At 69.3% G+C, this 19,383-nt stretch carries 15 protein-coding genes; 14 read left to right on the top strand and 1 reads right to left on the bottom strand.

Annotated features, from left to right (window positions below; translation table 11 throughout):
• Positions 1 to 46: 46 nt before the first annotated feature.
• The 5 genes from yajC to BLR90_RS14605 all read left to right on the top strand — a co-directional run bounded on the left by yajC (position 47) and on the right by BLR90_RS14605 (position 6,308).
• A complete protein-coding gene (gene yajC, locus BLR90_RS14625; RefSeq protein ID WP_091025974.1) occupies positions 47 to 343 on the top strand; it encodes a preprotein translocase subunit YajC in 297 nt (98 codons plus the stop codon).
• A complete protein-coding gene (gene secD, locus BLR90_RS14620) occupies positions 343 to 2,175 on the top strand; it encodes a protein translocase subunit SecD (protein WP_091025973.1) in 1,833 nt (610 codons plus the stop codon). The genes yajC and secD overlap by 1 nt, the downstream gene beginning before the upstream one ends.
• Entirely contained in the window at positions 2,175 to 3,410 is a 1,236-nt protein-coding gene (gene secF, locus BLR90_RS14615; protein ID WP_091025972.1) for a protein translocase subunit SecF, read from the top strand. The genes secD and secF overlap by 1 nt, the downstream gene beginning before the upstream one ends.
• Entirely contained in the window at positions 3,410 to 3,973 is a 564-nt protein-coding gene (locus tag BLR90_RS14610; RefSeq protein ID WP_091025971.1) for an adenine phosphoribosyltransferase, read from the top strand. Before secF ends, BLR90_RS14610 begins: the two co-directional genes overlap by 1 nt.
• A gap of 103 nt (positions 3,974 to 4,076) precedes the next feature.
• Positions 4,077 to 6,308 carry a RelA/SpoT family protein gene (locus BLR90_RS14605; protein ID WP_091025970.1) on the top strand — a complete coding sequence of 744 codons (2,232 nt, stop codon included), beginning with the start codon at positions 4,077 to 4,079 and terminating at the stop codon, positions 6,306 to 6,308.
• A 93-nt stretch (positions 6,309 to 6,401) separates the two neighbouring features.
• Here BLR90_RS14605 and BLR90_RS14600 read toward each other — a convergent pair whose 3' ends face one another.
• The gene (locus BLR90_RS14600; protein WP_091025969.1) at positions 6,402 to 7,631 is read right to left on the bottom strand and encodes a DUF349 domain-containing protein; all 1,230 of its coding nucleotides are present in this window, start codon (positions 7,629 to 7,631) and stop codon (positions 6,402 to 6,404) included.
• Positions 7,632 to 7,728: 97 nt separating this feature from the next.
• Here BLR90_RS14600 and BLR90_RS14595 point away from each other — a divergent pair, with 97 nt between their 5' ends.
• The 9 genes from BLR90_RS14595 to BLR90_RS14555 all read left to right on the top strand — a co-directional run bounded on the left by BLR90_RS14595 (position 7,729) and on the right by BLR90_RS14555 (position 19,378).
• Positions 7,729 to 8,409 (top strand): MBL fold metallo-hydrolase, encoded by a 681-nt coding sequence (locus BLR90_RS14595; protein ID WP_091025968.1) that lies wholly within the window; start codon positions 7,729 to 7,731, stop codon positions 8,407 to 8,409.
• Positions 8,406 to 9,749, top strand: coding sequence for a histidine--tRNA ligase (hisS, locus tag BLR90_RS14590; RefSeq protein WP_091025967.1), 1,344 nt, complete (start codon positions 8,406 to 8,408; stop codon positions 9,747 to 9,749). Before BLR90_RS14595 ends, hisS begins: the two co-directional genes overlap by 4 nt.
• Positions 9,746 to 11,527, top strand: coding sequence for an aspartate--tRNA ligase (gene aspS / locus BLR90_RS14585; protein WP_091025966.1), 1,782 nt, complete (start codon positions 9,746 to 9,748; stop codon positions 11,525 to 11,527). Before hisS ends, aspS begins: the two co-directional genes overlap by 4 nt.
• A 204-nt stretch (positions 11,528 to 11,731) precedes the next feature.
• A complete protein-coding gene (locus BLR90_RS14580) occupies positions 11,732 to 12,718 on the top strand; it encodes an ABC transporter permease (protein ID WP_170254289.1) in 987 nt (328 codons plus the stop codon).
• 72 nt (positions 12,719 to 12,790) lie between these two features.
• Positions 12,791 to 14,536, top strand: a complete 1,746-nt coding sequence (locus BLR90_RS14575; RefSeq protein WP_170254288.1) for an ABC transporter substrate-binding protein — start codon at positions 12,791 to 12,793, stop codon at positions 14,534 to 14,536.
• 127 nt (positions 14,537 to 14,663) lie between these two features.
• Positions 14,664 to 15,671, top strand: a complete 1,008-nt coding sequence (locus BLR90_RS14570) for an ABC transporter permease (protein ID WP_091025963.1) — start codon at positions 14,664 to 14,666, stop codon at positions 15,669 to 15,671.
• Complete coding sequence (locus BLR90_RS14565; protein ID WP_091025962.1) at positions 15,668 to 16,726, top strand: ABC transporter ATP-binding protein; 1,059 nt, start codon at positions 15,668 to 15,670, stop codon at positions 16,724 to 16,726. The genes BLR90_RS14570 and BLR90_RS14565 overlap by 4 nt, the downstream gene beginning before the upstream one ends.
• A complete protein-coding gene (locus BLR90_RS14560; protein ID WP_091025961.1) occupies positions 16,726 to 18,009 on the top strand; it encodes an ABC transporter ATP-binding protein in 1,284 nt (427 codons plus the stop codon). Before BLR90_RS14565 ends, BLR90_RS14560 begins: the two co-directional genes overlap by 1 nt.
• Positions 17,984 to 19,378, top strand: coding sequence for a replication-associated recombination protein A (locus tag BLR90_RS14555; protein ID WP_091025960.1), 1,395 nt, complete (start codon positions 17,984 to 17,986; stop codon positions 19,376 to 19,378). Before BLR90_RS14560 ends, BLR90_RS14555 begins: the two co-directional genes overlap by 26 nt.
• Positions 19,379 to 19,383 lie beyond the last annotated feature (5 nt).

Genomic DNA, 19,383 nt, shown 5'->3' with positions numbered 1-19,383 from the left:
CGGCGCGCAGGCCGCGCACCCCCCATCGGTATTGGAAGGTCTTGTCGTGCCAGAGCTAGTCCAGCTCTTGCCCCTCGTGGGCATCGCTCTCCTCTTCTGGCTCCTGGTCATCAGGCCGGCCTCTCGTCGCCAGCGGGAACTCACGCGTATGCAGTCCGCGTTGTCCGTAGGGGACGAGGTGATGCTCACCTCCGGTGTGTTCGGCACGCTGGTCGAGCTGGCCGAGGACCGAGTGGGCGTCGAGATCGCCCCCGGCGTGGTCATCCACGTCGCCCGCGGCGCCGTCGGCACCGTCGTACAACGCGAAGAAGTGCTCGGCGAGCCCGAGCCTGAGGAGAACTGATGGCCCGCAAGACCGCTCGCCCCGGGCGCACCCTCCTGGTGTTCCTCCTGGGCGTGGCCATCTCCTACGGCCTGGTGGCACTGGCCGGCACGTGGAAGCCCGAGCTCGGCCTCGACCTGCAGGGCGGCACCCGCATCACGATGACCGCGGAGGGCGACCCCAGCTCCGAGAGCTTCGACGAGGCGCGCAAGATCATCGACCAGCGCGTCAATAGCACCGGTGTGCGCGAGGCCGAGGTCACTACGCAGGACAACCGGTTCATCGTGGTCGAGATCCCCGGCCGCAACGCGCGCGACCTGGTCGACACCGTCAAGCGACAGGCCCAGCTGCGCTTCCGCCTGGTCGCCTGCGCGGCCGACTCCGCGACCGCGTGCACCGCGGCGCCCCAGGTCGACCCCACCGTGCCCGAACCCGGCACCGAGCCCAGCAACACGCCCAGCAACACGCCCAGTGGCACTCCCAGCGACTCCGTGACCCAGTCCGGCAACCCGTCAGACGGAGCCACGAGCGGCAGCGCCAACCGTGCCACGCCCGGCTTCCTCCACAAGCGTGGCCAGGGCAACGGCCCGGCCGAGGCGCTGGCCAGCAACACCGCCAGCCCGACCGCCTCTCCGAGCGACGCCCCGTCCGAGAGCCCGTCCGACACGGCGTCGAGCGACCCGTCGAGCTCCCCGAGCCCGACCGAGTCCGTCGCCATCCCTCAGGGCGACCCGGAGAAGGAGGCGGCCCGTGTCGCCGAGGAGCTCGCCTGGAGCACCAGCCCCGACGCCGCCTGGGTCAAGCGCTACAACGAGTTCCAGTGCCCGACCGACGGCAACCCGCCGCAGGTCGTGGACAACCCCGACCTGCCGCTGATCACCTGCGAGCCAGGCGACGACGGCGGCCCGGCGGTCAAGTACCTGCTGTCCAAGGCCGTGATCGAGGGCACCGACCTCGAGTCCGCCAGCGCCGGCATCCCGCAGGGCCAGGTCGGCTGGGTGGTCAACCTCGAGATCGGCGGCGTCGGCCAGGACGCCTTCTCCGAGGTCTCGACCGCGCTCGTCACCAACGGCGGTCGGTTCGCGATCGTCCTGGACGGCCAGGTCATCTCCGCCCCGACCATGAACGGCCGGATCACCAACGGCCAGGCCGAGATCAGCGGCAACTTCACCGAGGCTTCTGCCGGCAGCCTGGCGACCAGCCTCAAGTTCGGCGCGCTGCCGATCTCGTTCCAGGACGACGTGTCCTCCGAGACCATCGGGCCCTCCCTGGCCGGTGACCAGCTCTCCGCGGGCCTCTGGGCCGGCGGCTTCGGCCTCGGCCTCGTGATGCTCTACTGCCTGCTCTACTACCGCGGCCTCGGCCTCGTGGTGCTGGGCTCGCTCGCGGTCGCGGCGCTGATCACCTACTCCATGGTGCTGCTGCTCGGGGTGTCGGCCGGCTTCACCCTGACCCTGCCGGGCATCGCGGGCCTGATCATCGCGGTCGGCATCACCGCCGACTCCTTCATCATCTTCTTCGAGCGCATCCGTGACGAGATGCGCGAGGGCAAGACGATGCGGGTCGCGGTCGAGAGCGGCTGGAAGCGCGCCAAGGTCACCCGGCTCGCGGCCAACGTGGTCTCGCTGCTGTCCGCCTCGGTGCTCTACTTCTTCGCCACCGGCGCGGTGAAGGGCTTCGGCTTCGCGCTGGGCCTGTCCACGCTGATCGACCTCGCGGTCCTGTTCTGGTTCACCAAGCCGCTGGTGTCCTACCTCGGTCGCTACCGCTTCTTCAACGGCGGGGGCCGGTTCTCCGGTCTCAGCAAGGAGACGCTCGGCATGGATATCGCACGCGCGGAGGGGAGGGCCTGATGGGCAAGTTCTCGAGGATCGGCAACGACCTCTACGGAGGCCGCCGCTCGATCGACTTCGTCGGGCGCAAGGCGCTCTGGTACGCCGTGTCCGGCACCCTCGTCGCCGGGGCCATCGCGATCATCGTGCTCAAGGGCCTCAACTTCGGCATCGAGTTCACCGGCGGCACGCAGTACCGCGTCCCGGTCAGCTCGTCGCAGGCCTCGCAGGCCACGGCTGACGACCTCCGTGAGGTGGTCGCCAACGCCGGCATCGACGGTGCCGCCAACCCCACGGCCACCACGGCCGGTGGCAACGCCATCCTGGTGCAGGTCGAGGAGCTCACCCAGGACGAGAGCGACGAGGTCGTCGCGGCGATCCAGACGGTCGTCGACGTCGAGACCGCCGACATCTCCCAGAACGAGATCGGCGCCAGCTGGGGCCAGGAGGTCGCGCAGCGCGCCATCATCGGCGTGATCGTCTTCCTGATCCTGGTCATGCTCTTCATCTGGGCCTACTTCCGCGAGTGGAAGATGTCGATCGCCGCGCTCGTCGCGCTGGCCCACGACATCATGATCACGATCGGGATCTACGCGCTGTCGGGCTTCCAGGTCACGCCGTCCGCGGTGACCGGTCTGCTCGCGATCCTCGGGTTCTCCCTCTACGACACCGTCGTCGTCTTCGACAAGGTCCGGGAGAACACCCACGAGCGGCTCAAGCCGGGGCAGAGCTACAGCGACGCCGCCAACCTGGCCGTCAACCAGACCCTGGTGCGCTCGGTCAACACCGGCATCGTGGCCCTGATCCCGATCGGCGCGATCCTCTACGTCAGTGCGGTGCAGCTGGGTGCCAGCTCGCTGCAGGACCTCGCGCTCGCGCAGTTCGTCGGTATGGCGGTCGGCGTCTACTCGTCGGTCTTCCTGGCGCCGCGCGTGCTGGTCCACCTCAAGTCCACCGAGAGCGCGATCGTGCTGCAGGAGCGCCGGGCCAAGGCCCGTGCGCGAGCGCAGGCCGACCGCTACGCCTCGGTCCCGGCGTTCGTCGAGGACATGCCCGTCGTCGACGAGCCCGAGGACGACGCCGACCTCGACGACGAGGGACAGCCCGAGAGCCGCCCGACCGCACCGCCGCGTGGCGTCGAGGCGAGCGGCCGAGGGCGCGTCGTACCTCCTTCCCGTGGGCCGGTGAAGCAGAGCAACTCCGCTGGTCGCGTCCAGCCCGTACGGCAGACGAAGTCGAAGCGCGGCAAGAAGTAGTGACCACCCCGGGTGGGTCGGTCGGCGCCGCGGCACGCGAGGCGCTCGCGCGCCTGGTCCTCGACGTCCCCGACTTCCCCGAGCCGGGCATCCTCTTCAAGGACATCACGCCGCTCCTGGGCGACCCCGCCGGCTTCGCGGCCGTGATCGCCGCGCTCGCCGACGTCGGCCGTGACGGCGACGGCACCGTCGTGGTCGACAAGGTGGTCGGCATGGAGGCGCGCGGGTTCATCCTCGCCGCGCCCGTGGCCCTGGCCCTCGGCGTGGGCTTCGTGCCCGTGCGCAAGGTCGGTCGCCTCCCTCGCGCCACGCACGCGGTCTCCTACGCGCTCGAGTACGCCGTGGCGACGCTCGAGGTGCACCAGGACGGCATCGCTCCCGGTGAGCGGGTGCTGCTGGTCGACGACGTGCTCGCCACCGGTGGCACGCTGCAGGCCACCGTCGACCTCGTCGAGGCGTGCGGTGGCACGGCCACGGCCGCGGCGATGCTCATGGAACTGTCGTTCCTGCCCGGCCGTCAGGCGATCGGGGACCTTCCCCTGACCGCCCTGATGACTGTCTGACACGCCGTAGACTCGCAGGGTGACCGAGGAACGCACCGCCCCGCCCGCGCGGGACCGTGCGCCGGAAACCCCCTCGGACGCCGCCCCGCCGTCGGCGCGCAGCATGCGCGCGCGGCTGGCCCGGATGGGCACCCGCACCCAGACCGGCAACCCCGTGCTCGAGCCGCTGTTCCGCGCCGTACGCGCCAACCACCCGAAGGCCGACCTGGCGCTGATCGAGCGCGCCTACGTCACGGCCGAGAAGATGCACGGCACCCAGATGCGCAAGAGCGGTGACCCCTACATCACCCATCCGCTCGCCGTCACCACGATCCTCGCCGACATCGGCATGACCGAGTCGACCCTGGTCGCGGCGCTGCTGCACGACACGGTCGAGGACACGCCCTACACCCTCGACCAGTGTCGCGAGGACTTCGGTGACGAGGTCGCCCGCCTCGTCGACGGCGTGACCAAGCTCGACAAGGTCCAGTACGGCGACTCGGCGCAGGCCGAGACCATCCGCAAGATGATCGTCGCGATGTCGCGCGACATCCGCGTCCTGGTCATCAAGCTCGCCGACCGTCTCCACAACATGCGCACGCTGCGCTACGTGCCGCAAAAGAGCCAGGAGCGCACGGCCCGCGAGACGCTCGACATCTACGCGCCGCTGGCCCACCGGCTCGGCATGAACACCATCAAGTGGGAACTCGAGGACCTCGCGTTCGCGACCCTGCACCCCAAGATCTACGACGAGATCGTGCGGATGGTCGCCGAGCGGGCGCCGTCGCGCGACTCGTTCCTGGCCGAGGTGATCAGCCAGGTCGAGCAGGACCTGCGCGACGCCAAGGTCAAGGCCACCGTGACCGGCCGGCCCAAGCACTACTACTCGATCTACCAGAAGATGATCGTCGGCGGCCGCGACTTCTCCGACATCTACGACCTGGTCGGCATCCGGATCCTGGTCGACGACGACCGCGACTGCTACTCGGTCCTCGGCGTCCTGCACTCGCGCTGGAACCCCGTGCTCGGGCGGTTCAAGGACTACGTCGCGATGCCGAAGTTCAACATGTACCAGTCGCTCCACACCACGGTGATCGGGCCGCAGGGCAAGCCCGTGGAGATGCAGGTCCGGACCTTCGCCCAGCACCGTCGCGCCGAGTACGGCGTCGCCGCGCACTGGAAGTACAAGGAGGACGGCCGCACCGGCGCCGACACCGAGCGCCGCGGCGACATGGACGACATGTCGTGGGTCCGCCAGCTGCTCGACTGGCAGAGCGAGGTCGAGGACCCGGGCGAGTTCCTGGAGTCGCTGCGCTTCGAGATCAACCGCGCCGAGACCTACGTCTTCACGCCCCGGGGCGACGTCATCGCCCTGCCCGCCGGCGCGACCCCCGTCGACTTCGCCTACGCCGTCCACACCGAGGTCGGGCACCACACCATCGGCGCCCGGGTCAACGGCCGGCTGGTCCCGCTCGAGTCGACGCTCGAGAACGGCGACGTCATCGAGGTGTTCACCTCGAAGGCCGCCACGGCCGCGCCCTCCCAGGACTGGCTGACCTTCGTCAAGTCGCCCCGCGCCCGCGCCAAGATCCGCCAGTGGTTCACCAAGGAGCGGCGCGAGGAGGCGATCGAGCGGGGCAAGGACGAGATCGCCAAGCTCATGCGCAAGGAGGGCCTGCCGCTCAAGCGCCTCCTCTCCCACGAGTCGCTGACGCTGGCGGCCGCCCACTACAAAATCGCCGACGTCTCCGCGCTCTACGCGGCGGTGGGCGAGGGCAACCTCAGCGCCCAGGCCGTCGTACGCCGGGTGATCGAGCTGCACGGCGGCAACGAGGGCGCGCAGGAGGACCTCGCCGAGGCGGTGACGATCACCGGTCGCCGCGGCCGCTCCAAGGTCTCCACCGGCAGCGACGCCGGCGTGATCGTCAAGGGCTCACCCGACGTATGGGTCAAGCTGGCCAAGTGCTGCACCCCGGTGCCGCCCGACGACATCCTCGGCTTCGTGACCAAGGGCGGCGGAGTCTCGGTCCACCGCCGCGACTGCACCAACGCCGCCTCGCTGCTCAAGCAGCCCGAGAAGGTGCTCGAGGTCGAGTGGGCCCCGACCGGCAACTCGACGTTCCTGGTCAACATCCAGGTCGAGGCGATCGACCGGGCCCGGCTGCTCTCCGACATCACGATGGTGCTCTCCGACGCCCACGTGAACATCCTCAGCGCCAACCTCTCCACCACCCGCGACCGCGTCGCCAAGAGCCGCTTCACCTTCGAGATGGCCGAGGCCAAGCACCTCGACACCGTCCTCAAGGCCGTCCGCGGCGTCCCCGGTGTCTTCGACGCCTACCGCATCACCCAGTAGCCGGTTGACCCGTCAGAAACTGACACAAAATCACGTTGACCCGCCCGAAAGTTTCGGGCGGGTCAACGTGTATCTCGGTGAGCTTGTGACGGGTCAGCCGGAAAACTCCTGCGAGGCGCGCTTGGCCATCTCGAGGAAGGCCTGACGGGACTCGAGGTTATCCGTGAGCTCCTTGACCTTCTTCTCGTTGCCGGCGGCGCGGGCCTTCTCGAGGTCGGCCTCGACCCCGGCGATGGCGGCCTGGAGCTTGGCGACCATGTCGTCGGCACGCGCGGACTTCTCGGGGTCGGACTTGCGCCACTGCTCGTCCTCGAGCCCGCGGATGGTCTGCTCGACCTTGCGGATGCGCGCCTCGAGGTCCTTGATCTTCTCGCGTGGCACCTTGCCGGCGGCGTCCCACTTCTCGGCGATGTCGCGGAACGCGCGCTTGGCGGCCTCGACGTCGGTCACGGGGAGCAGCGCCTCGGCCTCGACCAGGAGCTTCTCCTTGACCTCGGCGTTGACGGCGAACTCGGCGTCGAGCGCCGCGTTGGCGGCGTCACGGGCACCGAAGAACGTATCCTGGGCGCCGCGGAAGCGGGTCCACAGGGCGTCGTCGACGTCCTTGGGCGCCGGGCCGGCGGCCTTCCAGTCGCGCATCAGGTCGCGGTAGCGGCCCGCGGTCGGGCCCCACTCGGTCGACGACGCGAGCTCCTCGGCCTGCTTGGCCAGCCGCTCCTTGACCACCTGGGCGGACGCGCGCTTCTCGTCCTGCTCGGCGAAGTGCGACTTGCGCCGCCTCGTGTACGACGTCCGCGCACCCGAGAAGCGCTTCCACAGCGCGTCGTCGGAGGCCCGGTCGATGCGGGGGAGCGCCTTCCACTCGTCGAGCAGCTCGCGGAGCTTGTTGGCGCCGTGACGCCAGTCGTTGCCCTCCGCGATCTTCTCCGCGGCGGCGACGATCTTCTCCTTCTGCTCCTTCGACTCGGCGGCCTTCTGGGCCTTCTCCGCCTTGCGCGCGGCGCGCTGCTGGGCGATGACCGGGCCGAGCGAGTCGAGCCGGGCCGCCAGAGCAGCCAGGTCGCCCACGGCGTTGGCCTCGACCACCTGGGCCCGCACGAGCTTGATCGTCTCAGCCGCCTCCTCGGGTGCGAGGACCCCGGAGCGCACCCGCTGGTCGAGCAGGGAGACCTCGGTCTCGAGCGCGAGATAGCGGTCGGTGTAGAACTTCAGCGCCTCTTCCGGCGTCCCGACGGGGTACTGACCGACGGCTCGTTCGCCGTCGGAGGTCCTCACGTAGACGGTGCCGTCGTTGCCGACGCGACCCCATTCGGTGCTCGTCACTGCAGTCCCTCGCTTGTTGCCCGGCAGAAGCAGTGGCCCACACTAGTGTGCAGATACCGGGGGGACGACCGATGGCTCGTCTCGATAGTGTTGCGGAGTGTTGATCGCCGGTTTCCCTGCAGGACCCTGGGGCACGAACTGCTACGTCGCCGCCACCGGCCCGGGCAGCGAGTGCGTCGTCGTCGACCCCGGGAAGGACGCCGCCGACGGCGTGGCCGAGGTGGTGCGCGAGCACCGGCTCAAGCCCGTCGCCGTCCTGGTCACTCACGGCCACGTCGACCACATGTGGTGCGTGGCGCCCGTGGCCGGCACCTACGACGCCACCGCGTGGATCCACCCCAGCGACCGGCACCTGCTCTCCGACCCGATGGCGGGCATGTCCCCCGAGAGCTCCGCGATGCTGCTCGGCGGCAACTACACCTGGGCCGAGCCCGACGACGTACAGGAGCTGGGCGACCTCCAGGAGCTCGAGCTGGCCGGCCTGCGGTTCGTGGTCGACCACACGCCCGGCCACACCGAGGGCTCGGTGACCTTCCGTACGCCGTACGACGCCCAGGACATCTCCGAGGTGATGTTCTCCGGAGACCTGCTGTTCGCCGGCTCGATCGGGCGCACCGACCTCCCGGGCGGCGACCACCCCACGATGCTGCGCAGCCTGGCCACCAAGGTGCTGCCACTCGCCGACGACATCGTGGTGCTGCCCGGCCACGGCGAGCAGACCTCCATCGGCCGCGAGCGCGCGACCAACCCGTTCCTCCAGGACCTCGTGACCCGATGACCGCCAAGCCCACACCCCTCAGCGGGTTCCCCGAGCTGCTGCCCGCGCAGCGCGCCGTCGAGCGCGACGTGATCGGGTCGCTGTCGCGCAGCTTCGAGCTGCACGGCTTCGCCAACATCGAGACCCGCGTCGTCGAGCCCCTCGACCGCCTGGCCAAGGGGGGCGAGGTCGACAAGGAGATCTACGTCCTGCGCCGCCTGCAGGCCGAGGACACCGCCGACGACACCGGTCTGGGCCTCCACTTCGACCTCACCGTGCCGTTCGCCCGCTACGTCCTGGAGCACGCCGGTCACCTCGAGTTCCCGTTCCGCCGCTACCAGGTGCAGCCCGCCTGGCGCGGCGAGCGCCCCCAGGAGGGGCGCTACCGCCAGTTCACGCAGGCCGACGTCGACATCGTCGGCAAGGACGAGCTGCCGTTCCACCACGACATCGAGGTGATGCGGGTGATGGTGGAGGCGCTGGACGCGCTGCCCCTGCCGCCGCTGAGCTTCCAGTTCAACAACCGCAAGCTGATCCAGGGCTTCTACCGCGGCCTCGGCCTGGCCGACGTCACCGCGGCCATCCGCACCATCGACAAGCTCGACAAGCTCCCCGCCGAGCAGGTCGCGGCGCTGCTGGTCAGCGACGCCGGCGCGACGCCGGAGCAGGCGCAGCGCTGCCTCGAGCTCGCGACCATCCGGGTGCCCGACACGTCCTTCGTCGAGCGCGTGCGCGCGCTCGGGGTCGAGGACCCGCTGCTCGAGGAGGGCCTCGCCGAGCTCGCGGCCGTGGTGGCCGGGTGCGGCGCCGGGGAGCGACGCCGCGTGACGGTCGAGGCCAACCTGCGCATCGCGCGCGGCCTCGACTACTACACCGGCACCGTCGTCGAGATCTTCATGGAGGGCTACGAGCGCCTCAAGTCCGTCGGCGGCGGCGGTCGTTACGACGCCCTGGCCACTGACGGCCGTACGACGTACCCCGGCGTGGGCGTCTCCTTCGGCGTCTCCCGCACCCTCATCCCGTTGCTGGCCGACGGCGTGCTCGCCGGCAGCCGCGCCGTGCCGAGCGCCGTGCTCGTGGCCGTCACCGATGAGGACACCCGGGCCGAGAGCGAGGCCGTCGCCGCGCAGCTGCGTGCGCGTGGCGTCAACACCGAGGTCTCCGCGTCCGCCCAGAAGTTCGGCAAGCAGATCCGCTACGCCGACCGCCGCGGCATCCCCTTCGTCTGGTTCCGTCAGGACGACGGCAGCCACGAGGTCAAGGACATCCGTACCGGCGACCAGGTCACCGCCGACCCGGCGACCTGGACACCACCCACCGACGACCTGCGACCGCAGGTCCTCTTGAAGGAGCAGCAGTGATCCGCACCCATGACGCCGGCGCCCTCCGCGCCGAGCACGTCGGCCAGACCGTCACCCTCGCCGGGTGGGTGGCCAAGCGGCGCGATCACGGCGGGGTCGCCTTCCTCGACCTGCGCGAGGCCAGTGGCGTCGTCCAGGTCGTCGTGCGCGACGAGGCCGTCGCCCACTCCCTGCGCAGCGAGTTCTGCATCTCGGTCACCGGCCAGGTCAGCGCCCGCCCCGAGGGCAACGCCAACCCCAACCTGCCGTCGGGCGAGATCGAGGTCATCGCCGACCACCTTGAGGTGCTCAGCGCCGCGGCACCGCTGCCGTTCCCCATCGACGACCACGTCGACGTGGGGGAGGAGGCCCGGCTCAAGCACCGCTACCTCGACCTGCGCCGCAGCGGCCCCAACGCCGCCCTGCGCCTGCGCAGCAAGGTCAACAAGGCGGCGCGCGACGTCCTCGACGCCCACGAGTTCGTGGAGATCGAGACGCCCACGCTGACCCGCTCCACCCCCGAGGGCGCCCGCGACTTCCTGGTCCCGGCCCGGCTCCAGCCCGGCAGCTGGTACGCCCTGCCCCAGAGCCCGCAGCTGTTCAAGCAGCTGCTGATGGTCGCGGGTATGGAGCGCTACTTCCAGATCGCGCGCTGCTACCGCGACGAGGACTTCCGCGCCGACCGGCAGCCGGAGTTCACCCAGCTCGACATCGAGATGAGCTTCGTCGAGCAGGACGACGTCCTCGCCCTCGCCGAGGAGATCCTGGTCGCGCTCTGGAAGCTGATCGGGCACGACGTCCCCACGCCGCTGCCGCGGATGACCTACGCCGAGTCGATGGCCCGCTTCGGCACCGACAAGCCCGACCTGCGCATGGGCCTCGAGCTGGTCGACTGCACCGACTACTTCCGCGACACCCCGTTCCGCGTCTTCTCCCCGGAGAACGCCGAGTACGTCGGTGCCGTGGTCATGCCCGGCGGGGCCGGCCAGCCGCGCAAGAAGCTCGACGCCTGGCAGGAGTGGGCCAAGCAGCGTGGCGCCAGGGGACTGGCCTACGTGCTGGTCCAGGAGGGAGGCGAGCTCGGGGGACCGGTCGCCAAGAACCTCTCCGAGGAGGAGCGCTCCGGCCTGGCCGCGCACGTCGGCGCCGAGCCCGGTGACTGCATCTTCTTCGCCGCCGGCGCCATCAAGTCCAGCCGTGCCCTGCTGGGCGCCGCGCGGCTCGAGATCGGCCGCCGCGGCGAGCTGATCGACGAGAGCGCCTGGAGCTTCCTCTGGGTCCTCGACGCGCCTCTCTTCGAGCCCACCGCCGACGCGAAGGCCTCCGGCGACGTCGCCCTGGGCTACAGCGCCTGGACGGCCGTCCACCACGCCTTCACGTCCCCGCAGGACCTCGAGAGCTTCGACTCCGACCCGGGCAACGCCCTGGCCTGGGCCTACGACATCGTCTGCAACGGCAACGAGATCGGCGGCGGCTCGATCCGTATCCACCGCGAGGACATCCAGAAGCGGGTCTTCGCGATCATGGGGATCGACGAGGCGGAGTCGCAGGAGAAGTTCGGCTTCCTCCTCGACGCCTTCAAGTACGGCGCGCCCCCGCACGGTGGCATCGCGTTCGGCTGGGACCGCATCGTGGCGCTGCTCGCCGGCACCGACTCGATCCGCGACGTGATCGCGTTCCCGAAGTCGGGAGGCGGGTTCGACCCGCTCACCGCTGCCCCGGCACCGATCACGCCCGAGCAGCGCAAGGAAGCCGGGGTTGACGCGGTTCCCGAGAAGGTTGAAGGCCAGGAGGCCTGACCGCAGGATAAACACTGGACAAATCTGCCGAGACCAGATCGTTACGCGGGGGAGACCCGGAGTGCGCGCTGTGTCACATAGAGTCGCCCGCGGCGCAAAGGGCGCAGCTGGGACGATCTTCCGGTCCGCCGACCAAGTGGCAGTCACTGCCTGGACGAGGTGAGCATGTCGACACCCACGATGGGGTCCGAAACTCTCGGACACTTGAGTGAAGAGGCACTTCCCGGCGACGAAGCACCCGCCACGAAGCGCCAGGTGTCGGGCAAGTCCCCGCTCCGGATCGCGGCCGGGCGGCTCCGTCAGGACAAGGTCGCGATGGTGTGCCTGACGATCGTCGTGATCTTCGGCCTCATCGCCATCTTCGCCGGCACCATCGCGGGTTGGTTCAACGTGACCACCACGCCGGGCAACCCTGCCGAGGACCTCAACTACCTCAACGGCGGCATGCCCTACAAGGGCCCGCCCAACGGCAGCTTCGACCCCGACCACCCGTTCGGCATCGCGCCGAAGACGGCGACGGACAACCTCGCCACCTGGCTCTACGGCTGCCGCACCTCGATGATGATCGCCACGTCGGCGACCATCCTCGCCTCGCTGCTCGGGATCGTGCTCGGCCTGGTCGCGGGCTTCGTGGGTGGCATCGTCGACAAGATCATCTCCTTCGTCACCGACCTGTTCCTCACGCTGCCGTTCCTGCTGATGGCGCTGGTGATCGCCCCCATCCTCAGCGAGCGGTTCGCCCTCAAGCCCGACACCTACAAGCAGATGCAGCTGTTGTCGCTGATCGTGATCCTGGCCGGGTTCGGCTGGATGGGTGTCGCGCGGCTCGTGCGCGGCGAGGTGCTGTCGCTGCGTGAGCGTGAGTTCATCCTGTCCTCCCAGGTGATCGGGATGTCGACCCCTCGGATCATGTTCAAGGAGCTGCTGCCCAACCTGGTCGCCCCGATCGTCGTCGCCATCTCGCTGATGCTGCCGGCGTTCATCGCCGCCGAGGCCGGCCTGGCCTACCTCGGGGTCGGCATCACCCAGGGCTCCTCGTGGGGCCAGACGATCCTTCAAGCGAGCAGCTACTTCGAGCACTATCCGCTCTACCTGTGGGAGCCCCTGCTCGGCATCGTCGTGCTGGTGCTCGCACTCAACCTCCTCGGCGACGCGATCCGCGATGCCGTCGATCCCAAGACCCGGCGCTAGCGCGCCGGTACCCCCAGATGTTGTCGCGGGCTGGGGCTCGTGGCACGGATGAAAAATAGAGAGGCTGGACAAATGAAGCGCACCAAGTCGCTTGCTGTCGTCGCTGCCTTCGCCATGGTCACGCTTGCGGCCTGTGGTGGAGACGGTGGAGACGGCAACACCGAACCGAGTGGCACCGAAACGTTCATCGACCCCGAGGCTGGCTTCGGTAAGATCGCCGACGCCGAAGGGCCCGCACCGGAGCCCGAGGGCGCCACCGCCGGTGGCACCATCACGGTGTTGATCCCGAGCGACCCCGGTCCCGAGGACCTCGACCCGACCAACGGGTGGTCCGTGCTCGGCAACTCCATCCAGCAGGCGCTCACCAACCGCTCGCTGACCCAGTTCCGTCGCAACGCGGAGGGCTCCATGGAGCTCGTCCCCGACCTCGCGACCGACCTCGGCCGTCCCAACGAGGACTTCACCGAGTGGACGTTCACGATCAAGGACAACGTGCGCTGGGAGAACGGCGACCCGGTCACCCCCGAGGAGATCAAGTACGGCGTCGAGCGCTCGTTCGACTCCGAGACCTTCACCTCCGGCCCCGGCCAGGTCTACTCCGTGTCGAACTTCGACTGCGGCGAGGGCTACACCGGTCCGCAGGACGGTGACTGCCCCGGCATCACCATCGACGGCCAGGACATCACCTTCAAGATGCAGCAGGCCTTCCCGGACATGGACTTCTGGTCCACGTTCATGGCGATCGGTCCGATCCCGCTCGAGAACTCCGACTTCCCCGAGTACGGCCGCGACCCGCTCGCGACCGGCCCGTACATGATCGAGGAGTTCCGCGTCAACGAGTCGCTGACGCTGGTCAAGAACCCCGAGTGGGACCCGGCCAGCGACCCGGCGCGTCACCAGTACGCCGACAAGTGGATCTTCAAGTTCGACCAGGACCAGGAGAAGACCGACCAGATCCTGCTCAGCGACACTCCTGAGTCGCAGACGACCGTCTCCAACGGTCTCGGCGCCACGAACGTGCAGGACCTGCAGGCCGCTCTGGGTGACAACTACATCCAGCAGACCGGTCAGTGCGTCAGCTACCGCACGCCTGACTACACGAAGATCACCGACATCAACATCCGCAAGGCGATCGCCTGGGGTTACGACTTCAAGAACATCCAGCTCGCCGGCGGCAACATCCCCGGCCTGACCCGGATCCCGGCCAGCGCGATCATGCCTCCGGGCATGTCCGGCCGGAAGGCGTACTTCCCCGACGGGGAGCAGTTCGAGTACAACCCCGAGAAGGCCAAGCAGTACCTGGCCGACGCCGGCGAGGAGGGGTACAAGCTGACGTTCATCTACGACGACTCTGACCCCGAGACGAAGGCTGCCGCCGAGCAGGAGAAGAAGGGCTACGAGCAGGCCGGCTTCACGGTCGAGATGATCCCGTACCAGGACGACGCTTACGCGCTCTGGGACGACAAGGACAGCCCGATCAACAAGAAGCTCAACCTGCGCGCGGTCAACTGGTGCTCCGACTGGCCGTCGGCCTCCACGATGATCCCGCCGCTGATCGAGACCGGTCAGCCCTACAACACCTCCTACTTCTCGGAGCAGGAAGTTGACGACCGCATCAAGGAGATCGCCACCCTCCCGCTGGAGGACCAGGCTGCTGCCTGGGGTGACCTGGACGAGCTCATCGGTACCAAGTACCTCCCGATGATCCCGACCGCCTACCGCAACGACCTGTTCGGTGCGGGCTCCAAGATCGGTGGCTTCAGCGGTGACGCGGCCATGAGCGCGATCTACTACAAGGACCTGTTCGTCAAGCCCTGACGTAACAAGTTCTCTAGCTGATCTAGCTGGTTAGGACGGACGGGGGTCGGGTGAAAGCCCGGCCCCCCTCCGCTCCGGCCCGTCTTCCGACGTACTACCGTCGGTCCCCTGTGAGAGGTATCGAGCGATGTTTGCCTACATCATCAAGCGGCTGCTGTCCGGAGTCATCGTCGTCATCTTGGTGTCGATGGCCGTCTTCGCGCTCTTCTGGTACGGCCCTTCGAGTCCCGCTCGACCCATCTGTCTCGCCGAGACCGGCAACCGCTGCACCCCGGACCGCCTCGAGAACTACGAGGAGCAGCTGGGCTACAACAACAACATCGTCGATGAGTACGGCAACTACGCGAAGGGCATCTTCACCGGCCGCGAGATGCCGATCGGCAACGTCGTCATCGACTGCGACCGGCCCTGCCTCGGGTTCTCGCACCGCTCCCGTGCGCTCGTCTGGGACGAGCTGGTCGAGCGGCTCCCGGCCACCATCTCGGTGGCCGTCGGTGGCGCCTTCCTCTACCTCGCCCTAGGCATCCCCATCGGCGTCGCGGCCGCACGACGGCGCGGCACGCTCGGGGACAAGCTGCTGGTGAGCAGCTTCCTCTTCCTGAGCTCGGTGCCCTACTACCTCTTCGCGCTGCTCGCGTGGCTCTACTTCACGCTGATCTGGCAGGTGCCGATCCTCGGCAGCAGCGGCTACACCCCGATCACGGACAACCCGGCCGAGTGGTTCAAGGGGATGCTCCTGCCGTGGCTGTGCCTCGGCATCTTCGGCTGCACCCAGTACACCCGGTACACGCGCGGCGCGATGGTCGAGACCCTGAGCGAGGACTACATCCGCACCGCCAAGGCCAAGGGCCTGCCACCCAGCACGGTCGTCTACCGGCACGGGCTGCGCAGCGCGCTGGTCCCGGTAGTCACCGTCTTCGGTATCGACCTCGGGGTGCTGCTGGCCGGCACGATCTTCACCGAGCGGATCTTCGAGATCCAGGGCATCGGCCGTTGGGGCCTGAGCGCCGTCCAGGCTTTCGACCTGCCCGTGGTGTCGGCCACCGCCCTGTTCGGTGCCATCCTGATCGTCATCAGCAACCTGATCGTCGACGTCATCTACAGCGTCCTCGACCCCCGAGTGAGGCTTTCGTGAACGACCCAGACGCGTTCCTCGTCGTCGAGGACCTCTCCGTCGAGTTCCCGACCCCCGACGGGCCCGTACGCGCCGTCAACAACCTGAGCTACACCCTCGGCCTGGGCCAGACCCTCGGCATCGTGGGGGAGTCGGGCTCGGGCAAGTCGGTCTCGAGCATGGCGGTGCTGGGCCTGCACGACGCCGACCGTACCAAGATCACCGGCTCGATCCGCGTCGGCGGCACCGAGGTCGTCGGGCTCAACGAGCCCGGCCTGCGCAAGCTGCGCGGCAACTCCGTGGCGATGATCTTCCAGGACGCGCTGGCCGCGCTCCACCCGTTCTACCGGGTGGGCTCGCAGCTGGCCGAGGCCTACCAGGTCCACCACCCGTCGGCGTCCAGGCGCGACGCCCGCCGCAAGGCGATCGAGATGCTCGACAGAGTCGGCATCCCGCAGCCGGACAGCCGCGTCGACGACTTCCCGCACCAGTTCTCCGGGGGCATGCGGCAGCGCGCGATGATCGCGATGGGCCTGATCAACGACCCGTCGCTGCTGATCGCCGACGAGCCGACCACGGCCCTCGACGTGACGGTGCAGGCCCAGATCCTCGACCTACTGCAGGACCTCCAGCGCGAGTTCAACTCGGCGGTCGTCATCATCACCCACGACCTCGGCGTCATCGCGGAGATGGCCGACGAGGTCTTGGTCATGTACGCCGGCCGCTGTGTCGAGTACGGCCCGACCAAGGAGATCCTGGTCTCGCCGGAGATGCCCTACACGTGGGGCCTGCTCTCGAGCATCCCCGACGTGTCGGCCGACATCGACGCGCGGCTGATCCCGATCCCGGGCAACCCGCCGAGCCTGCTGTCGCCGCCCAGCGGCTGCTCCTTCCACCCGAGGTGCGCCCACGTCGACAAGGTGCCCGGCGACCTGTGCGCCACCCAGCTGCCCGAGCTGCTGGAGGGATCCAACGGTCCCGGCCACGTGAAGCGCTGTCACCTGGCCAACCCGCAGGAGGTCTTCCGGCGCGAGGTCCTCGCCGAGATCGCCCCTGACCTGGTGGAGGAGAGCTGATGTCCGAGCGGGACACCACAGCCGATGAGCTGGTGCCGGAGCAGCAGGCCGAGATCGAGCCTGCGCCGGCGCTGACCCCTGAGGTCCCCAAGTTCGAGGAGCTGGCCCAGCAGGCACACACCGCTGCTGCGCTGGACCTCTCGCGCGGCACCGTGCTCGAGGTCGACAACCTCAAGATGTACTTCCCCGTGAAGTCCGGCGGGCTGATCCGACGCAAGGTCGGCGACGTCCAGGCGGTCGACGGCGTCTCGTTCGAGGTGCCCCGTGGCGGCTCGCTCGGCCTGGTCGGTGAGTCCGGCTGCGGCAAGTCCACCACCGGTCGGCTGATCACCCGGCTCTACACCCCGACCGGCGGCCGGATCCTCTTCGAGGACCGCGACATGGCCAAGCTGAGCAAGCGTGAGCTCAAGCCGCTGCGCCGCGAGATCCAGATGATCTTCCAGGACCCCTACACCTCGCTCAACCCGCGCCACACGGTCGGCGCGATCATCGGGGCGCCGCTCGAGGTGCACAAGGTGGTGCCGAAGAAGCAGATCCTCCCGCGCGTGCAGGAGCTGCTCGAGGTGGTCGGTCTCAACCCCGAGCACTACAACCGCTACCCCAACGAGTTCTCCGGCGGCCAGCGCCAGCGCATCGGCATCGCCCGCGCGCTGACGCTCAACCCGAAGCTGCTCGTCGCCGACGAACCCGTCTCGGCCCTCGACGTGTCCATCCAGGCGCAGGTGATCAACCTCCTCCAGGACATCCAGAAGGAGTTCGACGTCGCGTTCCTGTTCATCGCCCACGACCTCGCCGTCGTGCGTCACTTCTGCCCCGAGGTGGCGGTGATGTACCTCGGCAAGATCGTCGAGATCGGCGACCGCGACAGCATCTACGCGCACGCGCACCACCCCTACACCCAGGCGCTGCTCTCGGCCGTCCCCGACATCAAGCAGGCCGCGATCGGCGGCCGGCGCGAGCGGATCCGCCTCGAGGGCGACGTACCGAGCCCGATCAACCCGCCCTCCGGCTGCCGGTTCCGCACGCGGTGCCCGATCGCCCAGGACATCTGCGCCCGGCACGAGCCGCCGCTGCTCCAGATCGGCAAGCGGCACAAGGTCGCCTGCCACTTCCCGGGACCGATCGGTGCCCACCCGGACGCGCCGATCACGGCCCGTCTGCTCGGCACCGACGAGGTGGGCAACCCCGACCCGGGTGCCACGCCGAGCCCGCAGATCACCAACAAGCCGGGCTTCGACGACACCTGGTTCGACCTGGATGCGAAGACGTTTGGACGAGCCTGAGGGTCTGTTCGACACGGCAACGCCTACGCCCAGGCGCACCGGCGGTGGCTCCCTGGCAGGCAACACGCACGCCTCGGCGCCGCTGGCGGTACGGATGCGCCCGCGCACCCTCGACGAGCTCGTGGGGCAGGGCCAGCTCCGGGCACCGGGGTCGCCGCTGCGCCAGCTGATCGAGGGCGACCGGTCGATGTCGCTGCTGCTGTGGGGACCTCCCGGCACCGGCAAGACCACGATCGCGGCGATCCTCAGCCAGCAGACCGACCGTCGCTTCGTCGAGGTCTCGGCCGTGTCGGCCGGCGTCAAGGAAGTGCGGGCGGCCATCGACGCCGCCCGTTCCGAGCTGGTCAACGCGGGGCGCGAGACGGTGCTGTTCGTCGACGAGGTCCACCGCTTCAGCAAGGCCCAGCAGGACGCGCTGCTGCCCGGCGTCGAGAACCGTTGGGTGACGCTGGTCGCGGCCACCACGGAGAACCCCTTCTTCTCGGTGATCTCGCCTCTGCTCTCCCGCAGCCTGCTGCTGCGCCTGGAGTCGCTGACCGACGACGACGTACGCCGGGTGGTCGACCAGGCGCTCACCGACGAGCGTGGGTTCGGTGGCCGGCTCACCGTCGAGCCCGAGGCGCTCGAGCACCTCGTGCGCCTCGCGGGCGGCGACGCCCGGCGCTCGCTGACCTACCTCGAGGCCTCGGCCGGAGCGGCGCAGGCGCGGGGGAGCGACGTGGTCGACCTCGAGATGGCCGAGACGGCCGTCGACCAGGCGGCGGTGCGCTACGACCGGCAGGGCGACCAGCACTACGACGTGACGAGCGCCTTCATCAAGTCGATCCGCGGCTCCGACGCCGACGCCGCGCTGCACTACCTGGCACGGATGATGGAGGCCGGCGAGGACCCGCGCTTCATCGCGCGCCGGCTGGTGATCCTGGCCAGCGAGGACATCGGCCTGGCCGACCCCACCGCCCTGACCACGGCGGTGGCGGCCGCGCAGGCGGTGCAGCTGATCGGCATGCCCGAGGCGAGGCTCAACCTCGCGCAGGCCACGATCGCGCTCGCGGTCGCCCCCAAGTCCAACGCCGTGATCGTCGGCATCGACGCTGCCTCCGCCGACGTCCGCGCGGGCAAGATCGGGCCGGTGCCGCCCCACCTGCGCGACGCCCACTACTCGGGAGCCAAGAAGATCGGCCACGGCGAGACCTACAAGTACAGCCACGACGAGCCCTACGGCGTGGCCGAGCAGCAGTACGCCCCGGACGTCGTGCTCGACGCGGAGTACTACCGCCCCAGCGGCCTCGGCGCGGAGGCCGCGCTCAAGGAACGCTGGGACCGCATCCGGCGCCTGATCCGTGGTCAGGGGCCACCGGACGCGCGATAGGGTCG

It is taken from the genome of Nocardioides szechwanensis, from assembly GCF_900103935.1.
Lineage (GTDB): Bacteria > Actinomycetota > Actinomycetes > Propionibacteriales > Nocardioidaceae > Nocardioides > Nocardioides szechwanensis.
This window is presented reverse-complemented; position numbering and strand designations above follow the sequence as displayed.